Source organism: Nocardia sp. NPDC051756, from assembly GCF_040681495.1.
Taxonomy (GTDB): domain Bacteria; phylum Actinomycetota; class Actinomycetes; order Mycobacteriales; family Mycobacteriaceae; genus Nocardia.
In genome coordinates, this window is sequence record NZ_JBFAYV010000007.1 from 165,218 (window position 1) to 182,653 (window position 17,436).

Here is a 17,436-nt window from a genome sequence, read left to right on the forward strand (position 1 = left end):
ACCAAGGAGTAGGTTTCTGTCATCGAGTCATATGTCACGTAGCGCCAATCCGCCGCCGTGTTGCCGCGATATGCAACGCCCGCGGACCGTCCGAGTTTGTCGGCCGGAGGGGATATGCTCGGCGAAATTCGGGTCGGGTTCCGCCAACGTTCCAGGAGATCGCTGTGCTGACTTTCGCTCGCAAGCTCGGTCTCGGCGCAATGTTCGTCGTCGCGTCGGGGTTATCGGCCGCCGGTGTCGCTTCCGCGGCGGTGACAGTTCCGTTTCAGGTCGACCCCGCGCCGTTCGGGAATCCGAACGGCAGCTTCGACGCACCCGCGATTCGGTGCGTGGCGGTGGTCGGTGATCAACCCGGCGTGGTGGTGATTACCGGTGGGAAGCCGGGCGGTTGGGGGTGCATGCTCACCGCGCCCGTGCAGTGGGTCAACCTGTCGACCGGTGCGACCGGGGCCACGCGCCTGTCCGACGGTCTGAACGGAATTCCGGCTCAGGCTTCGGTGAATACCGGTGCCGGGCAGCTCGTCTTCATGGTCACCTCGCCGAGCTCCGGGACGGTCACGCCCGGCTTCGCGACGCTCTACGTGCCGTAACCGGCAGGACGCCGCCGGATCGTTGATCGATCTGGCGGCGACACCTGCCTAGAGACATTGCCAGCCGACAGGAATCAGATCAGCCAGGATTGGCCCTGCATTCGAAGCTGAGATAGGCAAAGGGTCGAGCGGTGGCGCCCATCGATCGACAGTAAGCCGAATCTGCCTACGCCGCAGCGGATTCTGCGGTCCTTAACGCCTGGCAATAGCGTGCACCTGCGTTTCTCAGGCGTGGTCGTCGCAGGATGCGATCGGCGGTACTGCCGGTGCTGACCCCAGCATAGGCACGGGTGTCGGCACCGGGCCAGGTATCGGTTCAGGGCCTGGCCCGGTTCCAGGCGCGAGTTCCGGCCCGGGCTCGGATTCAGGGGCCGGGCTCAGGTTCCGACTATGGGCACACACCAGAACTCGGGTGACCGAGTCGGTCGACGGGCTGTTCGCCAGCGTCGCCGCGTGACGATTTCACAGACCACTCAGCCGGTCCCTAGCGGTCATCAGTTCCGGCGCGGCCACAGCCGAAGCGTTGCCGCCACGAATCCACCTGCGGCAGCTAGGACCGTGACCGCGGCTGGGTCGAGGAGACGAACCAGGATGATCGTCGTGGCGAGGATCGCGAGCAAGCCGACGAGGTCGGCCACGTGGTGTCGAGTTCGGCGCATGACACCTGAGCCTGCCGCCCCTGTGATCGCACCAACAGCGGTGCGTTTGGTGCGCTTTGGTGCGGCCTGACGCCAAACCGCACCAAACGCACCTACCGCGCCCCTTGCGTTTCGTGCGTACCTGTGCCTGGCGGCGTGCTGCCAGCAGGCGGGCACCATTGGGGGTCTCCCGTCTCCGGTTCGGGCTCCGGTTCCGGCTCTGGTTCGGGCTCCGGTTCCGGCTCGGGCTCGGGCTCCGGCACTGGTTCAGGCTCGGGTTCGGGTTCGGGTTCGGGTTCCGGTTCCGGTTCGGGCTCGGGCTCCGGCACTGGTTCAGGCTCGGGTTCGGGTTCGGGCTCCGGCTCCGGTTCGGGCTCCGGTTCGGGCTCGGGCTCCGGCACTGGTTCGGGTTCGGGTTCGGGCTCCGGCTCCGGTTCGGGCTCCGGTTCGGGCTCGGGCTCCGGCACTGGTTCGGGTTCGGGTTCGGGCTCCGGCTCGGGCTCGGGCTCGGGCTCGGGTTCCGGCTCCGGTTCAGGCTCGGGCTCAGGCTCGGGCTCGGGCTCCGGTTCAGGCTCGGGCACTGGTTCAGGCCCGGGCTCGGGCACGGGTTCCGGCTCCGGTTGGGGTGTGGGCTCCGGTCCCGGTTCGGGCTCAGGTGTGGGCTCGGGCTCAGGTTTCGGCTCCCACAGGGCGTCATCTGGGGGTGCGGGGGCCTCGTACTCGGGGATCGGCGGGACGCCGAAGTATCTTGGTGTGTAAGGAATTTTGGAGGATGTGTCGGGGATTTCGTTGGGGGCTCGCTCGGCCTCCGGCACTGAGTGAGGGGCTGGGGTGGGTGCGGCGGGTGTGTGGTTGTCGGGGTGTGGATGTTCGCCTTCTGGTTGTTGCCGAACAGTTGGCTCCGGCGCAGGGTGTTCCGGCGTTGAGCGCTCAAGGGGCGTATTCGCTTCTGACTCGGCCTGTTTCCAGTAGTGGTCGAAGTCGGATCGGAGTTCTCTACGCTGCGTGAGGAATTCGTCGATCTGCCGTCGCAGCTCCATGCGCTGCTGTAGAAGTTCGTTTGGACGTAGGCCTGCACCTTCCAAAGCAGCGCTCTGGTCGGCGAATTCGTCGACTCGTCGGGTCAGTGCTTCCTCTCCTGCGCGCCGCAGCTGCTCTGGAGTCATGCCTTCCGGATCGATGCCGAGTGCTCGCACCTTTTCCCGGATCGAATCGATGATTTCGCCGGGCTGCCGGACATCCGACGGTGGACGCTCCCCCGTCTGCTTCGACGGATTCTCGTTGCCCGGCGGGGTTTCCGGACGCGGTTGGGTAGCGTCCGGTTTTCCAGTGGTCTCGTTTCGTGGGTGCTCGTATTCGGATCGGAGGTCTTTTCGCAGGGCGAGGATTTCGTCGATCTGCCGTTGCAGGGCCTTGCGATGGTTGAAATGTTCGTTCGGCGGTAGGCCCGCGGCGTCCAGGTCGGCGGTCGAGGCGGCAAGTTCCGACAGGCGGCGCGTCGCCGCATCCATTCCGGCGCGGTGTACCTGCTCGGGGGTCATGCCCTCCGGGTCGACGCCCAAGCCGCGGAGCTTTTCGCGGATCTGGTCCGGAACCTCGGCGGGTCGTCTCGCTTCTGCTGCCTGTGGCTGTTCCTCGCCGCGTATGCCCGGCTGGGCGTGCGGCTGTTCTGATCTAGGAGTGGGGGTTTCGGACGCTGCCTTCCCGGTAGTACTTGCCTCAATGGGTGTCTCGGTGCCGGCCGAAGCCGGTCGATGTTCGGGGGCGCCTGCGCGCGGTTCCGAACCAGGCGCGCGGGTATCGGTACCGCCCGCTCGTGGAGTTGACGGCTCAGCGCGTGGAGGTTCGGACACCTTCACCGATGGCTTCGGCTGGCCTCCATCAGCGCCAATCGCCGACTTCGACTGGCTCCCATCGGCCCCGACCGACGACTTCGGCTGGCCTCCGTCAACGCCGACCGACGACTTCGACTGGCTCCCGTCGGCACCGCTGGGCGCGGGGTGCGGCTGGGGGCCGCCTGAAGCCTGCGACGGAGCGGATGGATGTGCGGCAACCAGTGGTTGATCCGCACCGCTCGCGGTATTGGGATTCGACTGTCTGGTCGTGCCGGCGGGATTCTCGACGCCAGGCTGCCCGGTCGCACCGGGATTCTCGCCGCCGGTGTTTGTTGTGCCGCCGACTTCCGTTCCAGGGGATTTGAACTCGCCACCGACAGGAGGTGCCGGTTCCGGTGGAGCGCCTTTCATTTCGCCGGACGCGGCTGCGCTCGGGTCGACAGCAGTCGCCTCCGGATGCCGTTGTGCTGACGCAGGGCGTGCACCTTCTTCATGCGGTGCAACAGAATTCGTGCCCTCATTCGGGTGCCCAGTCGGTTCAACTGCATGCCGCGGTCCGGCAGTCGACGTACCTGATTCCTGCCTGCCATGCGTCGATGAGCTGGAACCATCGCCACTCTGCCCGTTCGGGTCAGTGGCCTGAGTTTCCTTGGGCCCGGCAATGATTCCGGACTCGTTGTTCCCGGCATGCGCCGGTGTCACCTCGTGCGCACTCCGTCCCGGACCGTCCGGTATACCGGCCCGACTCACACCGTTCCGTGCACCGGAATTCGCATTCGACGAGCCTTCAGCGTGATTCCCGCTGTTCCCCGGCGTCTCCCCGGTGCGATTACCAGTAGAGACGCCTTGATTCCCGACGCCATTGCCAGACGAATCTCCCGAGCGGTGCGTGGAACCGTCGCCGTTCCGTGTACCACCTGCCGGGTGAACCCGTGCGGCACTGCCGTCACCACCACCGAACCGCGCGGGATCCGGCGCATCGAATCCCCTTGCACCAGGCCCACGCCCAGACGGCCTATGCCGAAACCCCTTGCTACCACCGGTCAATACCCCGTAAGCAGCACCACCGGTCAGCAGCCGAGGATCCCACGTCCATCCATTGGCGAATCCGCCGACGCCCCAAGCCCCGAGCGCGCCGGCCATACCCGATCCCGCGCCGACGGCCGCGCCTTTCAACGCCCCACTCCAACGTCCAGCGGGCAGCGGAACTTTGGTCGCCGCCTTCCCGAGCAGTCCCCCAACCGGACCACCGACCGCACCCGCCGCAGCAGCGGTATAGGCGGTCGTACCAACCCGATTCCAATCGATGCCGTCCCGATGCCCAGCCCCGACCTGATACGCCTGGATCGCCGCATCCTGCCCGGCACCGAGCACCGTACTGAACACCACATGCTTCGCCGTGAACTTGGCCAGCGCGGCAAGTCCGGTCTTGGCCGCGAATCGAGCGATCGCACTGACCGCTCGCTGACCGAGCAATCGCACCGCGATCCGGGTCACCCCGATCGCCGCCGCCTCCACCAACGGCGCGGTCGGCGGAAAGAACCACGCCGCAGCGATTTCGAAGGCCAGCATGGCCAGCGAGCTGATGACGAGGATCTTGGTGTATTCGATCTCGGTGCCGAGCGCGTCCGCGGATTCGACGACGTAGTCCAGGATTTCGGCCAGCTGCTCCAGCGATTCGGGACCGCGATCCAGCTTGTCCAGCGCCGCGGTCATCTCCTCGACGCCGTCACCCCAGGGGTATGCCTCGAAGGTGGCTTTCCGGGCGGCGGCCAAATCCGGTAGCAGTTCACGAATGTCGGCGGCGGCTTTGCGCCAGTCGGCGGCGATGGCCCACATCTTGTCTTCGTCGCCGTCGGGCCAGTCCGATCCGGCGATCCAGCCGAGCCATTGCAGCTCGCTGGGAATGGTGATGGACATGCGATATCAGCAGAAGTCGTTCTACCGCCGGTCCATTCGTGCCAGCAAGTCCGCGGCCTTGTACTGCCCGGCGGAGTACGAGCCGAGGGTCACGGCGGTGTTGCCGATGCCTTCGGCGAGGTTCTTGTGCGCGGCCACATAACCTTCCGGGCCGTCGGCGAAGGTGCTGCCGTAGCCGTCGCCACCCCAGGCGGCGCCCTTGGTCGCCAGCGAGGACTCCAATGTGCTGAGGATGTCGTTCATCCGATCCCGCAGCAGACCCATTTTCCCTGCCGCACTCCGCAATTGCTCCGGAGTCACCCCGACCTTCGACGCCACTCTGCTCCCTTTCACCAACTATCCGGATTCAGACGATGTCAGCGCCGGACCGCGCCGGAAAAGATCCTCGACACCGATTTGACGGTTCCCTGACATGCGCTGCCAGGCAACGGTTCTCAGGAGAGACCACACCAGAGCCGGTCGCGCCACTGACGGCGACAAGACCGACCACCGAACGGCGCGACGATCTCTGACGCGTCCTTTACGCCCCGAGCGACCTACACCGACCGCGCATGCTGCACCCGCATCCGCTCCGCGAGCGTGCGAAAGATCGTGAAGTTCGGAATCAAACTCACCGGAAGCGATTCCAACGGCGCCGACTCCCCCGCCACACCAACACTGACCCACCCCGCACTCAGCGCGATACCCGTCACGTGCGACCACGGCTCCGACCGCTCCCCCGCCCCGATCTCGGCCCGCGTTATCCAGAAATACTCGAAGTCGAGACACCCACCGGCCGCCAGTACCTCGACGGCCCTTGGCAACTGAGCGGCAGTAATCGCCTGATCGATCGCCGGCCCCCACTCCTGCGGCCGCTCGATCCCGTGCCGCAACACAATTGGATCACCAACCGTGTCGACCAGCGTGTAGGCATACGAAACCTGATTCGCAGCTGGCGAATCCGCGTGCTCGACGATATTGCGCCGCAGCATCGTCGTGTCGTACCGGACACAGCGAGCCTTGCCGCCGACCATCACGACCAACCCTCGCTCATACAGATCCAGCCGAACCCGCCGGTTCCGTCCGTGGATATACACCAGCCACAACAGATCCCACAGCAGCCGACCCCCGACCATCAGCATGCCCGTTACCCCGACGATGGCCACCACCGCGACACCACTCGCGAAACCGAACACGGCCACCAGCGCGGCGGCGAGCGTCGCAACCCCTTCGATGACATAGCGCCGAATGTCGGGTTGCGCTGCCGCATAGGTTCTTCGGTGCGCGCCCAGATCCTCCCGCGCCGCAACCCGGCCGATCTCGGCACGAAGATCGACATCGTTGCCCGCAGGATCCGTCACGACGGCTGACTATGCCCCTACCCCACCACGCCGACCACCGTCATTGACGGAACCCATACACCCGCCAGGACGCGACCTCACCGACGCAGCGCGGTCTCACTCTCCATGTGCGACAGCTTCTCCGGATTGCGCACCGCATACAGGCCCGTGATGAGACCATCATCGATCCGCAGCGCCAAGACCGTATCGACCTCTCCGGCGAGCCGGTAGATCAGCGCCGGGGAGCCATTGACCTGCACCGGCTCGACCGACATCTCCGCCCGGACCCGCTCGAACCCGACGGCCAGCAACCGAGCGACCTTGTCGGACCCGACGATGGGCCGCGCGACCGCCTGCTTGATTCCGCCACCGTCGCCGAGCAGCACGACGTCCGGCGCGAGGATGTCGAGCAGGTCCTGCATCTCGCCGGTCTCGATCGCCCGTTGGAAAGCGGCGAGCGCGTCCCGAGTCTCGGTCTGGGAAACGACGCCACGCGGCCGGCGCGCGGACACATGCGCCCGCGCCCGATGAATGATCTGCCGGACCGCGGCCGGAGTCTTGTCGACGGCCTCGGCGATCTCGTCGTAGGACAGATCGAAGACTTCCCGCAGCACGAACACCGCCCGCTCGGTCGGCGCGAGCGTCTCCAGAACCAGCATCATCGCCATCGACACGCTGTCGGCCAGTTCGACGTCCTCGGCCACATCGGGCGCGGTGAGCAGCGGCTCCGGCAGCCAAGACCCGACGTAGGACTCTTTGCGCCGACCGAGCGTGCGCAGCCGACTCAGCGCCTGACGGGTGGTGATCCGCACCAGATAGGCCCGCTGATCCCGGACCAGCTCGAGATCGACACCGGCCCACCGCAGCCAGGTCTCTTGCAGCACATCCTCCGCGTCGGCGGCCGAGCCGAGCATCTCGTAGGCGACGGTGAACAGCAGGTTCCGATGGGCGACGAACATGGCGGTCGCCGGATCCGGCCGCTCGCCCTGACTCCGATCGGGCGCGGTCTTCGACGTACCTGCCATGGGTGGCTCCTATCTCTGCACTCGGCTCTCACCCCACCAGATGCCGCGCGCCGCGATTTTGTGACACCTCCCGCCTATGACGCACGTCACGTCCGCGCGCCTGTCACAACGACCGAGCCGTCGGCATCTGGTGTTCGTTCAATGCAACACCACGAGTGAGGACGAAGTCATGGAACCTCGTATCGACCTGTTCACCCACGAGCTCGGCGCCAAGTTCGGCAAGCGGTTCGCCAATGCCAGCCTGCCGATTCTGCAGTCGTCGCTGCCGAAGCCCACGCAGGAGCTGGTGGCGTTGCGCGCCAGCCAGATCAACGGATGCGGCTGGTGCGTGGACATGCACACCAAGGATGCCGCGGCGGCCGGCGAGACCGCGGTCCGGCTCAACCTGGTCGCGGTCTGGCGCGAAGCCACCGTGTTCACCGAGGCCGAGCAGGCCGCGCTGGCCCTGGCCGAGGAGGGCACCCGGCTCACCGACGCCAACCAGGGCGTGTCCGACGAGACCTGGGCCTGGGCCAGCAAGCACTACGACGACGAGCAGCTCGTGGCGCTGGTCGCGCTGGTCGCCATGATCAACGCGGCCAACCGGCTCGCGGTGATCGTGCACCAGAAGGGCGGCTCCTACCAGCCGGGCACGCTCGACAGCATGATGAACTGACCCCGACCGAATTGCGGCCCGGCCCAGGATCATCCGATCCGGGCGGGGCCTGGTTCGGCCGTGCGATGGGCGGTTTGCGTAGGGTCGGGGCGTGGTTGGTTTGGGGGTTGCGCCGGTGGTCAGGCCCTCGGTGCTGCGACCGCAGACCGAGCGAGGGCTGGGTGATACGGCACGCGGTTGGTGGGTCACGATCGCGCTGACGGTGATCGCGGCGGTGACGCGGTTCGCTCGGCTCGGCTCGGCGACCGATGGCGGGACACCGGTCTTCGATGAGAAGTATTACGCGCTGCAAGCGCGGGAGATGCTGACCAATGGGATGGGCATCGAGGACAACCCCGGATATGTGGTCGTGGTGCATCCGCCGGCCGGGAAGCTGCTGATCGCGATCGGCGAGGTGCTGTTCGGGTACGGGCCGCTGGGTTGGCGATTTTCTGCGGCGGTGGCCGGAACCCTGTTGGTACTGCTGGTGATTCGGGTCGTCCGCCGACTGGCCCGGTCGACGATGATCGGCGCGATCGCCGGAATCCTGCTGATCGCCGATGGCGTGACCTTGGTTTCGTCCCGGATCGGGATGCTCGATATCTTTCTGGCGGTGCTGGTCACGGGGGCGTTCGGCTGCCTTATCGTCGATCGGGACGAGGTCAGGGCACGGATGGCGCGCGCCGCGGCCGAAGGGCGAATCGCGTTGACCGCGTTCGGACCTCGGCTGGGCGTGCGGTGGTGGCGGTTCGCGGCCGGGGTGTTGCTCGGATTAGCCTGTGCGACAAAGTGGTCGGGCGCCTATTTCATGGTCGCCTTCGTAATCCTTTGCCTGGGGTTCGATATCGCCGCGCGCCGGCGCTACGGGGTGCCGCGCCCCTTCGTCGGCACGATCGTGCGAGATATCGCTCCGGCGGCGTTTGCGCTAGTCATCGTCGCGATCGGGGTGTATCTGGGGTCGTTCGCGGGGTGGTTCGCCAGCGAGAGCGCGATCAACCGGCATGCCGTCGGCATCCAGGTCGATCACGGCGGATTCTTCGCGATGGTGCCAGAGATGCTGCGGTCCTTGTGGTTCCAGCATTCCGAGGTGCTCGACGTGCACACCCACCTGACCAATTCCGCGGGCTTCCACCACCCGTGGGAGTCCAAGCCGTGGACCTGGCCGATGGGGTTGCGGCCGATGCTCTACCACTTTCCCGACCCCGCGCAGACCACCGGATGCGGGCAATCGGCGTGTGTGCGGGCGATCATGCTGCTCGGCACGCCGGCGATCTGGTGGCTGGCCTTGCCTGCGTTGGGGTGGGCGCTGTGGCAGTCGGTCACCCGGCGCGATTGGCGCTACCTGGCCGTACTCACCGGCTACGCCGCGGGCTGGCTGCCGTGGTTCGCCGTGCTGGACCGGCAGATGTACTACTTCTACGCCACCGCGATGGCACCGTTCCTGGTCATGCTGATCGCGCTGGCGCTCGGACAGATCCTCGGACGTGCCGGGGAGTCCAGCGAGCGTCGCGATACCGGCCTGCTGGTGGTCTGTCTGTATCTCGGGTTCGTCGTCGCGAACTTTGTCTGGAATTACCCGATCCTGACCGCGATGCCGATCACGCAGTCGACGTGGCAGCAACATCTGTGGTTACCGAGCTGGCGTTGATCGTGGTTGCCTTATCCGGCAACGACTTTGGCTGTTCGCCTCGAATACCACCGGTAACCGCGTGATCAAACTCATGTAGGTGAGGCTTGCCTAACCGGTAGGTTGTCGTTGTAATGGCCGCCATGGACACAATCCATATCACCCGCCGTCGCCTGCTCACGACCGCCTGCGCAGTCGGGCTGGGCACCGTCGCCACCGCGTGCTCCGGGTCCCGATCGGACGATCCGTACACCGGACCGGGCGGCTGGTCGTTCACCGACGACCGGGGCAGCACCGTCCACACGAAGGAAGTGCCGTCTCGGATCGTCGCCTTCGTCGGCGCTGCCGCGATGCTGGCCGACCTGGGTCTGCAAGATCGCGTCGTCGGCGTCTTCGGCGAAACTCGCACACCAGCGGGCGAACTGGCGCCGCTCACCGGCGATCTCGACCTCGGCAAGGTGACCGTCCTCGGCAACAACTGGGGCGAGTTCAACGTCGAGCAGTACGCGTCGCTCGAACCCGATCTCCTGGTCACCGATATGTATGCGCCCGACCGGCTTTGGTACATCCCGGACGAGAGCAAAGCGAAGATCCTGACGATCAACCCGAACGTGGCGGCGGTGCGGGTCTCGCACCGGACGCTGCCGGAGACCATCGCCCGCTATACCGAACTCGCCCGCGCACTGGGCGCGGATCTGAACGCGCCAAAGGCAATCCAAGCCAAGGCTCGGTTCGATGCTGCGACACAGGCAGTTCGGGACGCGGTCACGCAACGGCCGGGACTGCGGGTCCTGGCCGCCTCGGCCGCGCCCGGCATCTTCTACGTCTCCGATCCGAAAGCCTCTGCCGACCTGAGCTTTTTCGCGCAGCTGGGGGTGGACCTGATCGAACCGGATCAGCTCCCCAAGGACGACTTCTTCGAGCAACTGAGCTGGGAGCACACCGACAAGTACCCGGCCGACCTGATCCTGCTCGACCGCAGATCCACCGGATTGACCCCGGAAGCGCTGAACGCCAACCCGGTCTGGCGCGGCCTGCCCGCGGTACGCGCCAACCAGATCGGCAACTGGCAGCCGATCTACCGTTTCTCCCACGCGGGAACCGCACCGCTGCTCGAGGATCTGGCGGCGACCATCCGACGCTCCAGCAAAGTCATCTGACCGGGAGTCATCATGCGCGCCCAACCTTTTCGCTTCTTCGAGAACGTGCCGGTCCTGCGGACCGAGCTGCTCAGCCCGTCCCAGCTCCGCATCGTGTTCGGCGGTCCGTCGTTGGCGGGCTTCGAAAGCGGCGGGCGCGATCAGAGCCTGTCGCTGTTCCTGCCGCACCCTGGTCAGTCGAAACCGTGGGTGCCGAAAGACGCCGGGGAGAACTGGTTCGCCGAATGGCGGGCCGCCGATCCCGAAGTCCGCGCGGTGATGCGCGCGTACACCGCGCGCGAGCATCGGCCCGAAACAGGTGAGCTGGACATCGATTTCGTCCCGCACGCCGACGGCGGACCGGCGTCGCGGTGGGCGGCCCAGGCGCAACCGGGCGATCGGGTCACCATCCTCGGGCCGGCCGACAGCAACAATCGCAGCGTCGCCTTCCGCCCGCCCGTCGACGCCGGCTGCGTCCTCATCGCCGCGGACGAGACGGCCCTGCCGGCGGCGACCAGCATCCTCGAATCGCTGCCCGCCGGCACCGTCGCCAAGGTCTGGATCGAGGTGCCACACAAGGCCGATCGCCGGGAGCTGCGCACCCAGGCGGACGCCGAGATCACCTGGCTGGTGCACGACGAGCGCGAGCGCGGCCGGATCGTGCAGGCGATCCAGGACGCCGCGCTACCGCACCAGCGGCCCTACGCATGGATCGCGGGCGAATCCGGTGTCGTGCGCGCGCTGCGCCGCCACCTCGTCGGCGAGCGGCGTATCCCCAAGGCCGACGTCACCTTTCGCGGATACTGGCGGCTCGGCGCGACGGAGGACGATCTCCGCAACGAATGAGGCCGCCGATCCTCCCTTCGGCGGACGACCGCTGACAAAGTACCTGGCCCGCGAAATCCTGCGGCGTCGAGATCTGCGAAAGTGCTTTATGTCTAAAGCTTTAGATGTAAAGTACTTCATACCGCGACTCGAGGAGAGCGTATGAAGGTCGTGTGCATCGGCGGCGGGCCCGCCGGACTGTACTTCGGGTTGCTGATGAAGCAGCTGAATGCCGATCACGAGGTGACCGTGGTCGAACGGAACCGTCCCTATGACACTTTCGGCTGGGGTGTGGTGTTCTCCGACGCCACGATGGAGACGATGCGGGTGTGGGATCGGACCACCGCGGATCGGATCGAATCGGCGTTCAACCACTGGGACGACATCGAGTTGCGGTTCAAGGGAAGAGTTTTGCGTTCCGGCGGACATGGTTTCGTCGGGATCGGGCGCAAGAAGCTGCTGAACATCTTGCAGGCGCGGTGCGAAGAGGTCGGGGTACGACTGGAGTTCGACCGAGAGGTCGCCTCCGACAGCGAGTTTCCCGACGCGGACCTGATCGTCGCGGCCGACGGGATCTCCTCCAGGATTCGCGGCAAGCACCAGGACGTTTTCGTGCCCGACCTCGTGACGCGACCGAACCGCTACATCTGGCTCGGCACCGAGAAGCTGTACGCCGCTTTCACTTTCGACTTCGTGGAGACCGAACATGGCTGGGTGCAGGCACACATCTACAAGTTCGACGAGAACACCAGCACGTTCATCGTCGAGGCGCCCGAACACGTCTGGCGGGCACACGGTCTCGACCAGGCCAGGCCGGACGAGTCGGTGGCGTTCTGCGAGCGCGTGTTCGCGGACAACCTCCAGGGCGAGAAGTTGATGACGAACTCGCGTCATCTGCCGGGGTCGGGGTGGCAGAACTTCCAGCGGGTCAAGTGCGAGAAGTGGTGGCTGCACAACGGCAACAGCCACGTCGTGCTGATGGGTGACGCCGTGCACACCGCACATTTCGCCATCGGCTCGGGCACCAAGCTGGCCCTCGAGGACGCCATCGAACTAGTGCGTCAACTCGGCGAGCACGGGGATACGCCCGCGGACCTGCCCAATGTGCTCACGCACTACCAGGACGTCCGGTCGATCGATGCCCTGCGACTACAGAACGCGGCGTGGAATGCGATGGAGTGGTTCGAGGTCTGCGGCGAACGCTATTGCGATCAACTCGAACCCGAGCAGTTCATGTACTCGATGCTCACCCGCAGCCAGCGGATCAGTCACGAAAACCTGCGCCTGCGCGACAAGGGCTGGCTGGAGAATTACGAACGTTGGTTCGACACGCGGGCCGGGCTGCCGCGGACTGCCGAAGAGCCTTCCGTCCCACCGATGTTCACGCCGTATACGGCACGCTCGGTGACGTTGAAGAATCGGATAGTCGTCTCACCCATGGCCCAGTATTCGGCCGTACATGGCGTACCCGGCGACTTCCACCTGGTGCACCTCGGTGCTCGCGCGCAAGGCGGTGCCGGGCTGGTGTTCGCCGAAATGACTTGTGTGAGTGCGACAGGCCGGATCACGCCCGGCTGCCCCGGCCTGTACACCGATGAGCAGCGGCAGGCATGGCAGCGCATCGTCGACTGGGTCCACGACAACACCGACGCGAAAATTGGTATGCAGATCGGACATTCGGGTGCGAAAGGTTCCACCCGCCGTATGTGGGATGGCACCGATCAACCGCTCACACCCGACGACGACGAACCGAACTGGCCGTTGATCTCGGCGTCGCCACAGCAGTATCTGGCCGGGCAGAGCCAGTGGTCGCGCGAGATGACCCGCGCAGACATGGAAGAGGTCACGGCCGAGTTCGTTGTCGCTACCCAGCGCACGGCCGAAGCAGGCTTCGACTGGCTCGAATTACATTGCGCACACGGCTATCTGCTGTCCAGCTTCATCTCGCCGCTGACCAATCAGCGCACCGACGAATACGGCGGATCGCTACCGAACCGGCTGCGCTATCCGCTGGAGGTATTCGCGGCGGTACGGGAGGCCTGGCCCGCCGAACTGCCTATGTCGGTACGGATTTCGGCACACGACTGGGTAGAGGGCGGCATCACCCCGGCCGACGCCGTCGAGATCGCGAAGCGGTTCAAGCAGGCGGGCGCCGATCTCATCGACTGTTCCTCCGGTCAGGTCACCAAGCAGGAGCAACCGACCTTCGGGCGCATGTGGCAGACCCCGTTCGCCGACCGGGTGCGGCAGGAGGCAGGAATTCCGACGATCGCCGTCGGCGCCATCTCCGAGGCCGACCACGTGAACAGCATCGTCGCGGCCGGTCGAGCCGACCTGTGCGCCATCGCCCGCCCGCACCTGGCGAACCCGTCCTGGACCCTCAACGAGGCGGCCAAGATCGGCTTCACCGAACTCGGCTGGCCCAAGCAATACCGCGCCGCCAAAAGGCAATTCGAAGCGAACATCCAACGCCAGCAGGCCGCCGCCGCGGCCGGGAAGGCCTGACCGGCATGCCCGACGACACTCCGCTCGGTCTCGCCGACCGGCACGCGCTGGTCACCGGCGGATCACGCGGCATCGGCGCCGCGATCGCGCATAAACTCGCGGACGAGGGCGTTCGCCTCACCCTGCTGTCGCGCGACTTCGCCCGGGCCACCGAAACTGTTGCGCAACTGCCGAAGTCGGCGCAGGCGCATGCCATCGCGTGCGACATCACCGACCCGGAAGCCATCGCGGCCGCGTTCACCGATGCCCGCCTGAAACACGGCGCGATCGACATCCTGGTCAACAATGCCGGCCAAGCGGCGAGCGCGCCGTTGCGCCGTACCACCGACGAACTGTGGCAGAACATGTTGGCTGTCAACCTGACCGGCACCTTCCTGTGCACGCGCAGCGCGCTCCCCGACATGCTCGCGACCGGCCGCGGCCGCGTGATCAACATCGCCAGCACGGCCGGCCTGCGTGGCTACCCCTATGTCACCGCCTATGCGGCGGCCAAGCACGGCGTGATCGGCCTGACCCGTTCGCTCGCACTGGAACTCGCGGGCACAGCGATCACCGTGAACGCGATCTGCCCCGGCTTCACCGACACCGACCTGTTGCAGGAGAGCGTGACCCACGTGATCGAGACGACCGGCCGCAGCGCCGACGCCGCCCGAGCCGCCTTCACCAAGCACAACCCGCAGGGACGGCTGATCGAGCCGGACGAGGTCGCCGCCACCGTCGCGTGGCTCTGCTCGGACGCGGCGGGTTCGCTGACCGGACAGTCGATTTCGGTCAGCGGCGGGGAGGTGATGTGAGGTGACCACGCAAAGCGAACTCGGCGACGAACGCATCGGCATGGAGGCCCGCACCGTCTCCGGCGACCACCTCGACGTGCGGCTGTGGTTGCGCTTGCTGGCCACCACCAACGAGATCGAGCAGGAGATCCGCACCAGGCTGCGGGTCCGGTTCGCCACGACCCTTCCCCGCTTCGACTATCTGGCCCAGCTCGACCGCCATCACGACGGTCTGCGGATGAGCGCGCTGTCCCGCTATCTGATGGTGACCGGCGGCAATGTCACCGGCCTGACCGATCAGCTGGTGGCCGAGGGCTGGGTCGATCGGATCCCGGACCCGGTGGACAAGCGCGCGACGCTGGTGCGGCTGACCGAGCTCGGGCGCGAGCGATTCGAAGAGATGGCCGCCGAACACGAACGCTGGCTGACCGAGATGTTCGCCGGTTTCGGCCGCGGCGACGAACAGGCGCTGTTCGACCTGCTCGGGCAGCTGCGGGTGCACCTCGCCGCCACGGCCGACCCCTCCCCCGTATCGAATGACCAGGAACGCTCATGACCCAACACCTCGACCCCGCACTGCGCGAGGCCAATCGCGTCACCCTCGCCGACTACACGGCCATTCATTTCCAGTGGGACGTCCACGAGGACGTCGGCACGATCATGCTCGATCGGCCGGACCGCAAGAACCCGCTGACCTTCGACTCCTATGCCGAACTGCGAGATCTGTTCCGCCGCTTGGCCTATGCCGAGGACGTCGCGGTGATCGTGCTGCACGGCGCGGGCGAGAACTTCTGCTCCGGCGGCGATGTGCACGACATCATCGGCCCGTTGATCGCGATGCCCGCGCCCGAACTGTTGATGTTCACCCGGATGACCGGCGACCTGGTCAAGGCGATGCGCGCCTGTCCGCAGCCGATCGTGGCCGCCGTCGACGGCGTCTGCGCCGGGGCGGGTGCGATCCTCGCGATGGCCTCGGATCTGCGCGTCGGAACCGCCCGCAGCGCAACGGCGTTCCTGTTCACCCGGGTCGGCCTCGCCGGGTGCGACATGGGGGCCTGCGCGATCCTGCCGCGCATCATCGGGCAGGGCCGCGCGTCCGAATTGCTGTATACCGGGCGGGCGATGACCGGCGACGAGGCCTACGCGTGGGGGTTCTTCAACCAACTGGCCGAACCGGAGCAGTTGCTCGACGCCGCCGGGCAGTTCGCGCGCCGGCTGGCCGAGGGGCCGACATTCGCGCAGGGCATCACCAAAACCATGCTGCACCAGGAGTGGTCGATGACGGTGGATCAGGCCATCGAAGCCGAAGCGCAGGCGCAAGCCCTCTGCATGCTCACCGAGGACTTCAAACGCGCCTATCACGCGTTCCGCGACAAGCAGCGCCCGAAGTTCGAAGGGAACTAGCCATGTCCGAAGCCCACTGGGACTGGCCGTTTTTCGAGGACGAGCATCGGAAACTGGCCGCCGCGCTGCACGACTGGGCGGCCGATCACCTGAACAACGGCTCCAGCACCGATGTCGACGCCCGCTGTCGCCGGCTGGTCCGCGCGCTCGGCGACGCGGGCTGGCTCCGGCACACCGTCGCCGGTCCGGAATTCGGCGGTCACCGCGAGCAGATCGACACGCGGGCACTCTGTCTCGCCCGCGAGATCCTCGCCGAACACAACGCGCTGGCCGACTTCGCCTTCGCCATGCAGGGACTCGGTTCCGGCGCGATCAGCCTCGCCGGGACCGAGGAGCAGAAGCGGCGGTATCTACCGCGGGTGGCCGCCGGTACGGCGATCGCCGCGTTCGCGCTCTCGGAAACCGATGCGGGCTCCGACGCTGCGGCGCTGGCGTGCACCGCGCGGGCCGACGGCGACGGCTACGTCCTCGACGGTGAAAAGACGTGGATCTCCAACGGCGGCATCGCCGATTTCTACGTCGTCTTCGCCCGCACCGGCGAAGCCGCAGGCGCACGCGGGATTTCGGCCTTCATCGTCGACGCGGACAATCCTGGTCTGCACATCGCCGAGCGCATCGACGTGATCGCCCCACACCCACTCGCCCGGTTGCGCTTCGACGGCTGCCGAGTCCCGGCCACTCAGCTGATCGGCGATCCGGGACGGGGTTTCGCGCTGGCCATGCGCACCCTCGACGTCTTCCGGACCTCGGTGGCCGCCGCGGCGGTCGGCTTTGCCCGCCGGGCCATGGCCGAGGCGCTCACCAGGGCGACCTCGCGCCGCATGTTCGGCGGGGTGCTGTCCGACTTTCAACTGACCCAGGCCGAACTCGCCCAGATGGCGACCACGATCGATTCGACCGCGCTGCTCACCTATCGCGCGGCCTGGCAACGCGATCAAGGGCGACCCGTCACCCGCGAGGCGGCCATGGCCAAGCTGGCGGCAACCGAAGGCGCGCAACGGGTCATCGATGCCGCCGTGCAGATGTGGGGTGCGCTCGGGGTGGTCAGCGACCAGCCGGTCGAGCGGCTCTACCGCGACATCCGTGCCCTGCGCATCTACGAGGGCGCCACCGAAGTACAGCAACTGATCATCGCCCGCGAACTCCTGCGCGGCACCACCACCGATACGGCGTCCTGATCCACGATTTCCCCTCTCTCCCAC

General features: G+C 66.6%; 15 protein-coding genes. 10 read left to right on the forward strand and 5 right to left on the reverse strand.

What is annotated here, in order from left to right; translation table 11 throughout:
- Nucleotides 1-200: 200 nt before the first annotated feature.
- Nucleotides 201-590, forward strand: a complete 390-nt coding sequence (locus tag AB0M22_RS30860) for a hypothetical protein (RefSeq protein WP_364735135.1) — start codon at nucleotides 201-203, stop codon at nucleotides 588-590.
- 494 nt (nucleotides 591-1,084) lie between these two features.
- Here AB0M22_RS30860 and AB0M22_RS30865 read toward each other — a convergent pair whose 3' ends face one another.
- From AB0M22_RS30865 to AB0M22_RS30885, 5 genes are all read right to left on the reverse strand, one after another.
- Nucleotides 1,085-1,249, reverse strand: coding sequence for a hypothetical protein (locus AB0M22_RS30865; RefSeq protein WP_364734402.1), 165 nt, complete (start codon nucleotides 1,247-1,249; stop codon nucleotides 1,085-1,087).
- Between the two features lie 92 nt (nucleotides 1,250-1,341).
- Nucleotides 1,342-4,983 carry a hypothetical protein gene (locus AB0M22_RS30870; protein WP_364734404.1) on the reverse strand — a complete coding sequence of 1,214 codons (3,642 nt, stop codon included), beginning with the start codon at nucleotides 4,981-4,983 and terminating at the stop codon, nucleotides 1,342-1,344.
- Between the two features lie 21 nt (nucleotides 4,984-5,004).
- Nucleotides 5,005-5,301, reverse strand: coding sequence for a WXG100 family type VII secretion target (locus AB0M22_RS30875; protein ID WP_364734406.1), 297 nt, complete (start codon nucleotides 5,299-5,301; stop codon nucleotides 5,005-5,007).
- Between the two features lie 218 nt (nucleotides 5,302-5,519).
- Complete coding sequence (locus tag AB0M22_RS30880) at nucleotides 5,520-6,323, reverse strand: DUF6585 family protein (protein WP_364734408.1); 804 nt, start codon at nucleotides 6,321-6,323, stop codon at nucleotides 5,520-5,522.
- A 77-nt stretch (nucleotides 6,324-6,400) separates the two neighbouring features.
- On the reverse strand, nucleotides 6,401-7,327 hold the full coding sequence (locus tag AB0M22_RS30885) for an RNA polymerase sigma-70 factor (RefSeq protein ID WP_364734410.1): 927 nt from the start codon (nucleotides 7,325-7,327) through the stop codon (nucleotides 6,401-6,403).
- 169 nt (nucleotides 7,328-7,496) lie between these two features.
- Here AB0M22_RS30885 and AB0M22_RS30890 point away from each other — a divergent pair, with 169 nt between their 5' ends.
- The 9 genes from AB0M22_RS30890 to AB0M22_RS30930 all read left to right on the forward strand — a co-directional run bounded on the left by AB0M22_RS30890 (nucleotide 7,497) and on the right by AB0M22_RS30930 (nucleotide 17,412).
- Nucleotides 7,497-7,982: a carboxymuconolactone decarboxylase family protein gene (locus tag AB0M22_RS30890; RefSeq protein ID WP_364734412.1), complete on the forward strand. Its 486-nt coding sequence runs from the start codon at nucleotides 7,497-7,499 to the stop codon at nucleotides 7,980-7,982.
- A gap of 115 nt (nucleotides 7,983-8,097) precedes the next feature.
- Nucleotides 8,098-9,609 (forward strand): phospholipid carrier-dependent glycosyltransferase, encoded by a 1,512-nt coding sequence (locus AB0M22_RS30895; protein WP_364735137.1) that lies wholly within the window; start codon nucleotides 8,098-8,100, stop codon nucleotides 9,607-9,609.
- Nucleotides 9,610-9,731: 122 nt separating this feature from the next.
- Entirely contained in the window at nucleotides 9,732-10,748 is a 1,017-nt protein-coding gene (locus AB0M22_RS30900; RefSeq protein WP_364734414.1) for an ABC transporter substrate-binding protein, read from the forward strand.
- 12 nt (nucleotides 10,749-10,760) lie between these two features.
- Complete coding sequence (locus AB0M22_RS30905; RefSeq protein WP_364734416.1) at nucleotides 10,761-11,573, forward strand: siderophore-interacting protein; 813 nt, start codon at nucleotides 10,761-10,763, stop codon at nucleotides 11,571-11,573.
- A 141-nt stretch (nucleotides 11,574-11,714) separates the two neighbouring features.
- Nucleotides 11,715-14,057: a bifunctional salicylyl-CoA 5-hydroxylase/oxidoreductase gene (locus tag AB0M22_RS30910; protein WP_364734418.1), complete on the forward strand. Its 2,343-nt coding sequence runs from the start codon at nucleotides 11,715-11,717 to the stop codon at nucleotides 14,055-14,057.
- Nucleotides 14,058-14,062: 5 nt separating this feature from the next.
- Entirely contained in the window at nucleotides 14,063-14,851 is a 789-nt protein-coding gene (locus AB0M22_RS30915; RefSeq protein ID WP_364734420.1) for an SDR family NAD(P)-dependent oxidoreductase, read from the forward strand.
- A gap of 1 nt (nucleotide 14,852) precedes the next feature.
- Nucleotides 14,853-15,386: a MarR family transcriptional regulator gene (locus AB0M22_RS30920; RefSeq protein WP_364734422.1), complete on the forward strand. Its 534-nt coding sequence runs from the start codon at nucleotides 14,853-14,855 to the stop codon at nucleotides 15,384-15,386.
- Entirely contained in the window at nucleotides 15,383-16,234 is an 852-nt protein-coding gene (locus AB0M22_RS30925) for an enoyl-CoA hydratase family protein (protein WP_364734424.1), read from the forward strand. Before AB0M22_RS30920 ends, AB0M22_RS30925 begins: the two co-directional genes overlap by 4 nt.
- Before the next feature lie 2 nt (nucleotides 16,235-16,236).
- A complete protein-coding gene (locus tag AB0M22_RS30930; RefSeq protein ID WP_364734426.1) occupies nucleotides 16,237-17,412 on the forward strand; it encodes an acyl-CoA dehydrogenase family protein in 1,176 nt (391 codons plus the stop codon).
- Nucleotides 17,413-17,436: the final 24 nt, after the last annotated feature.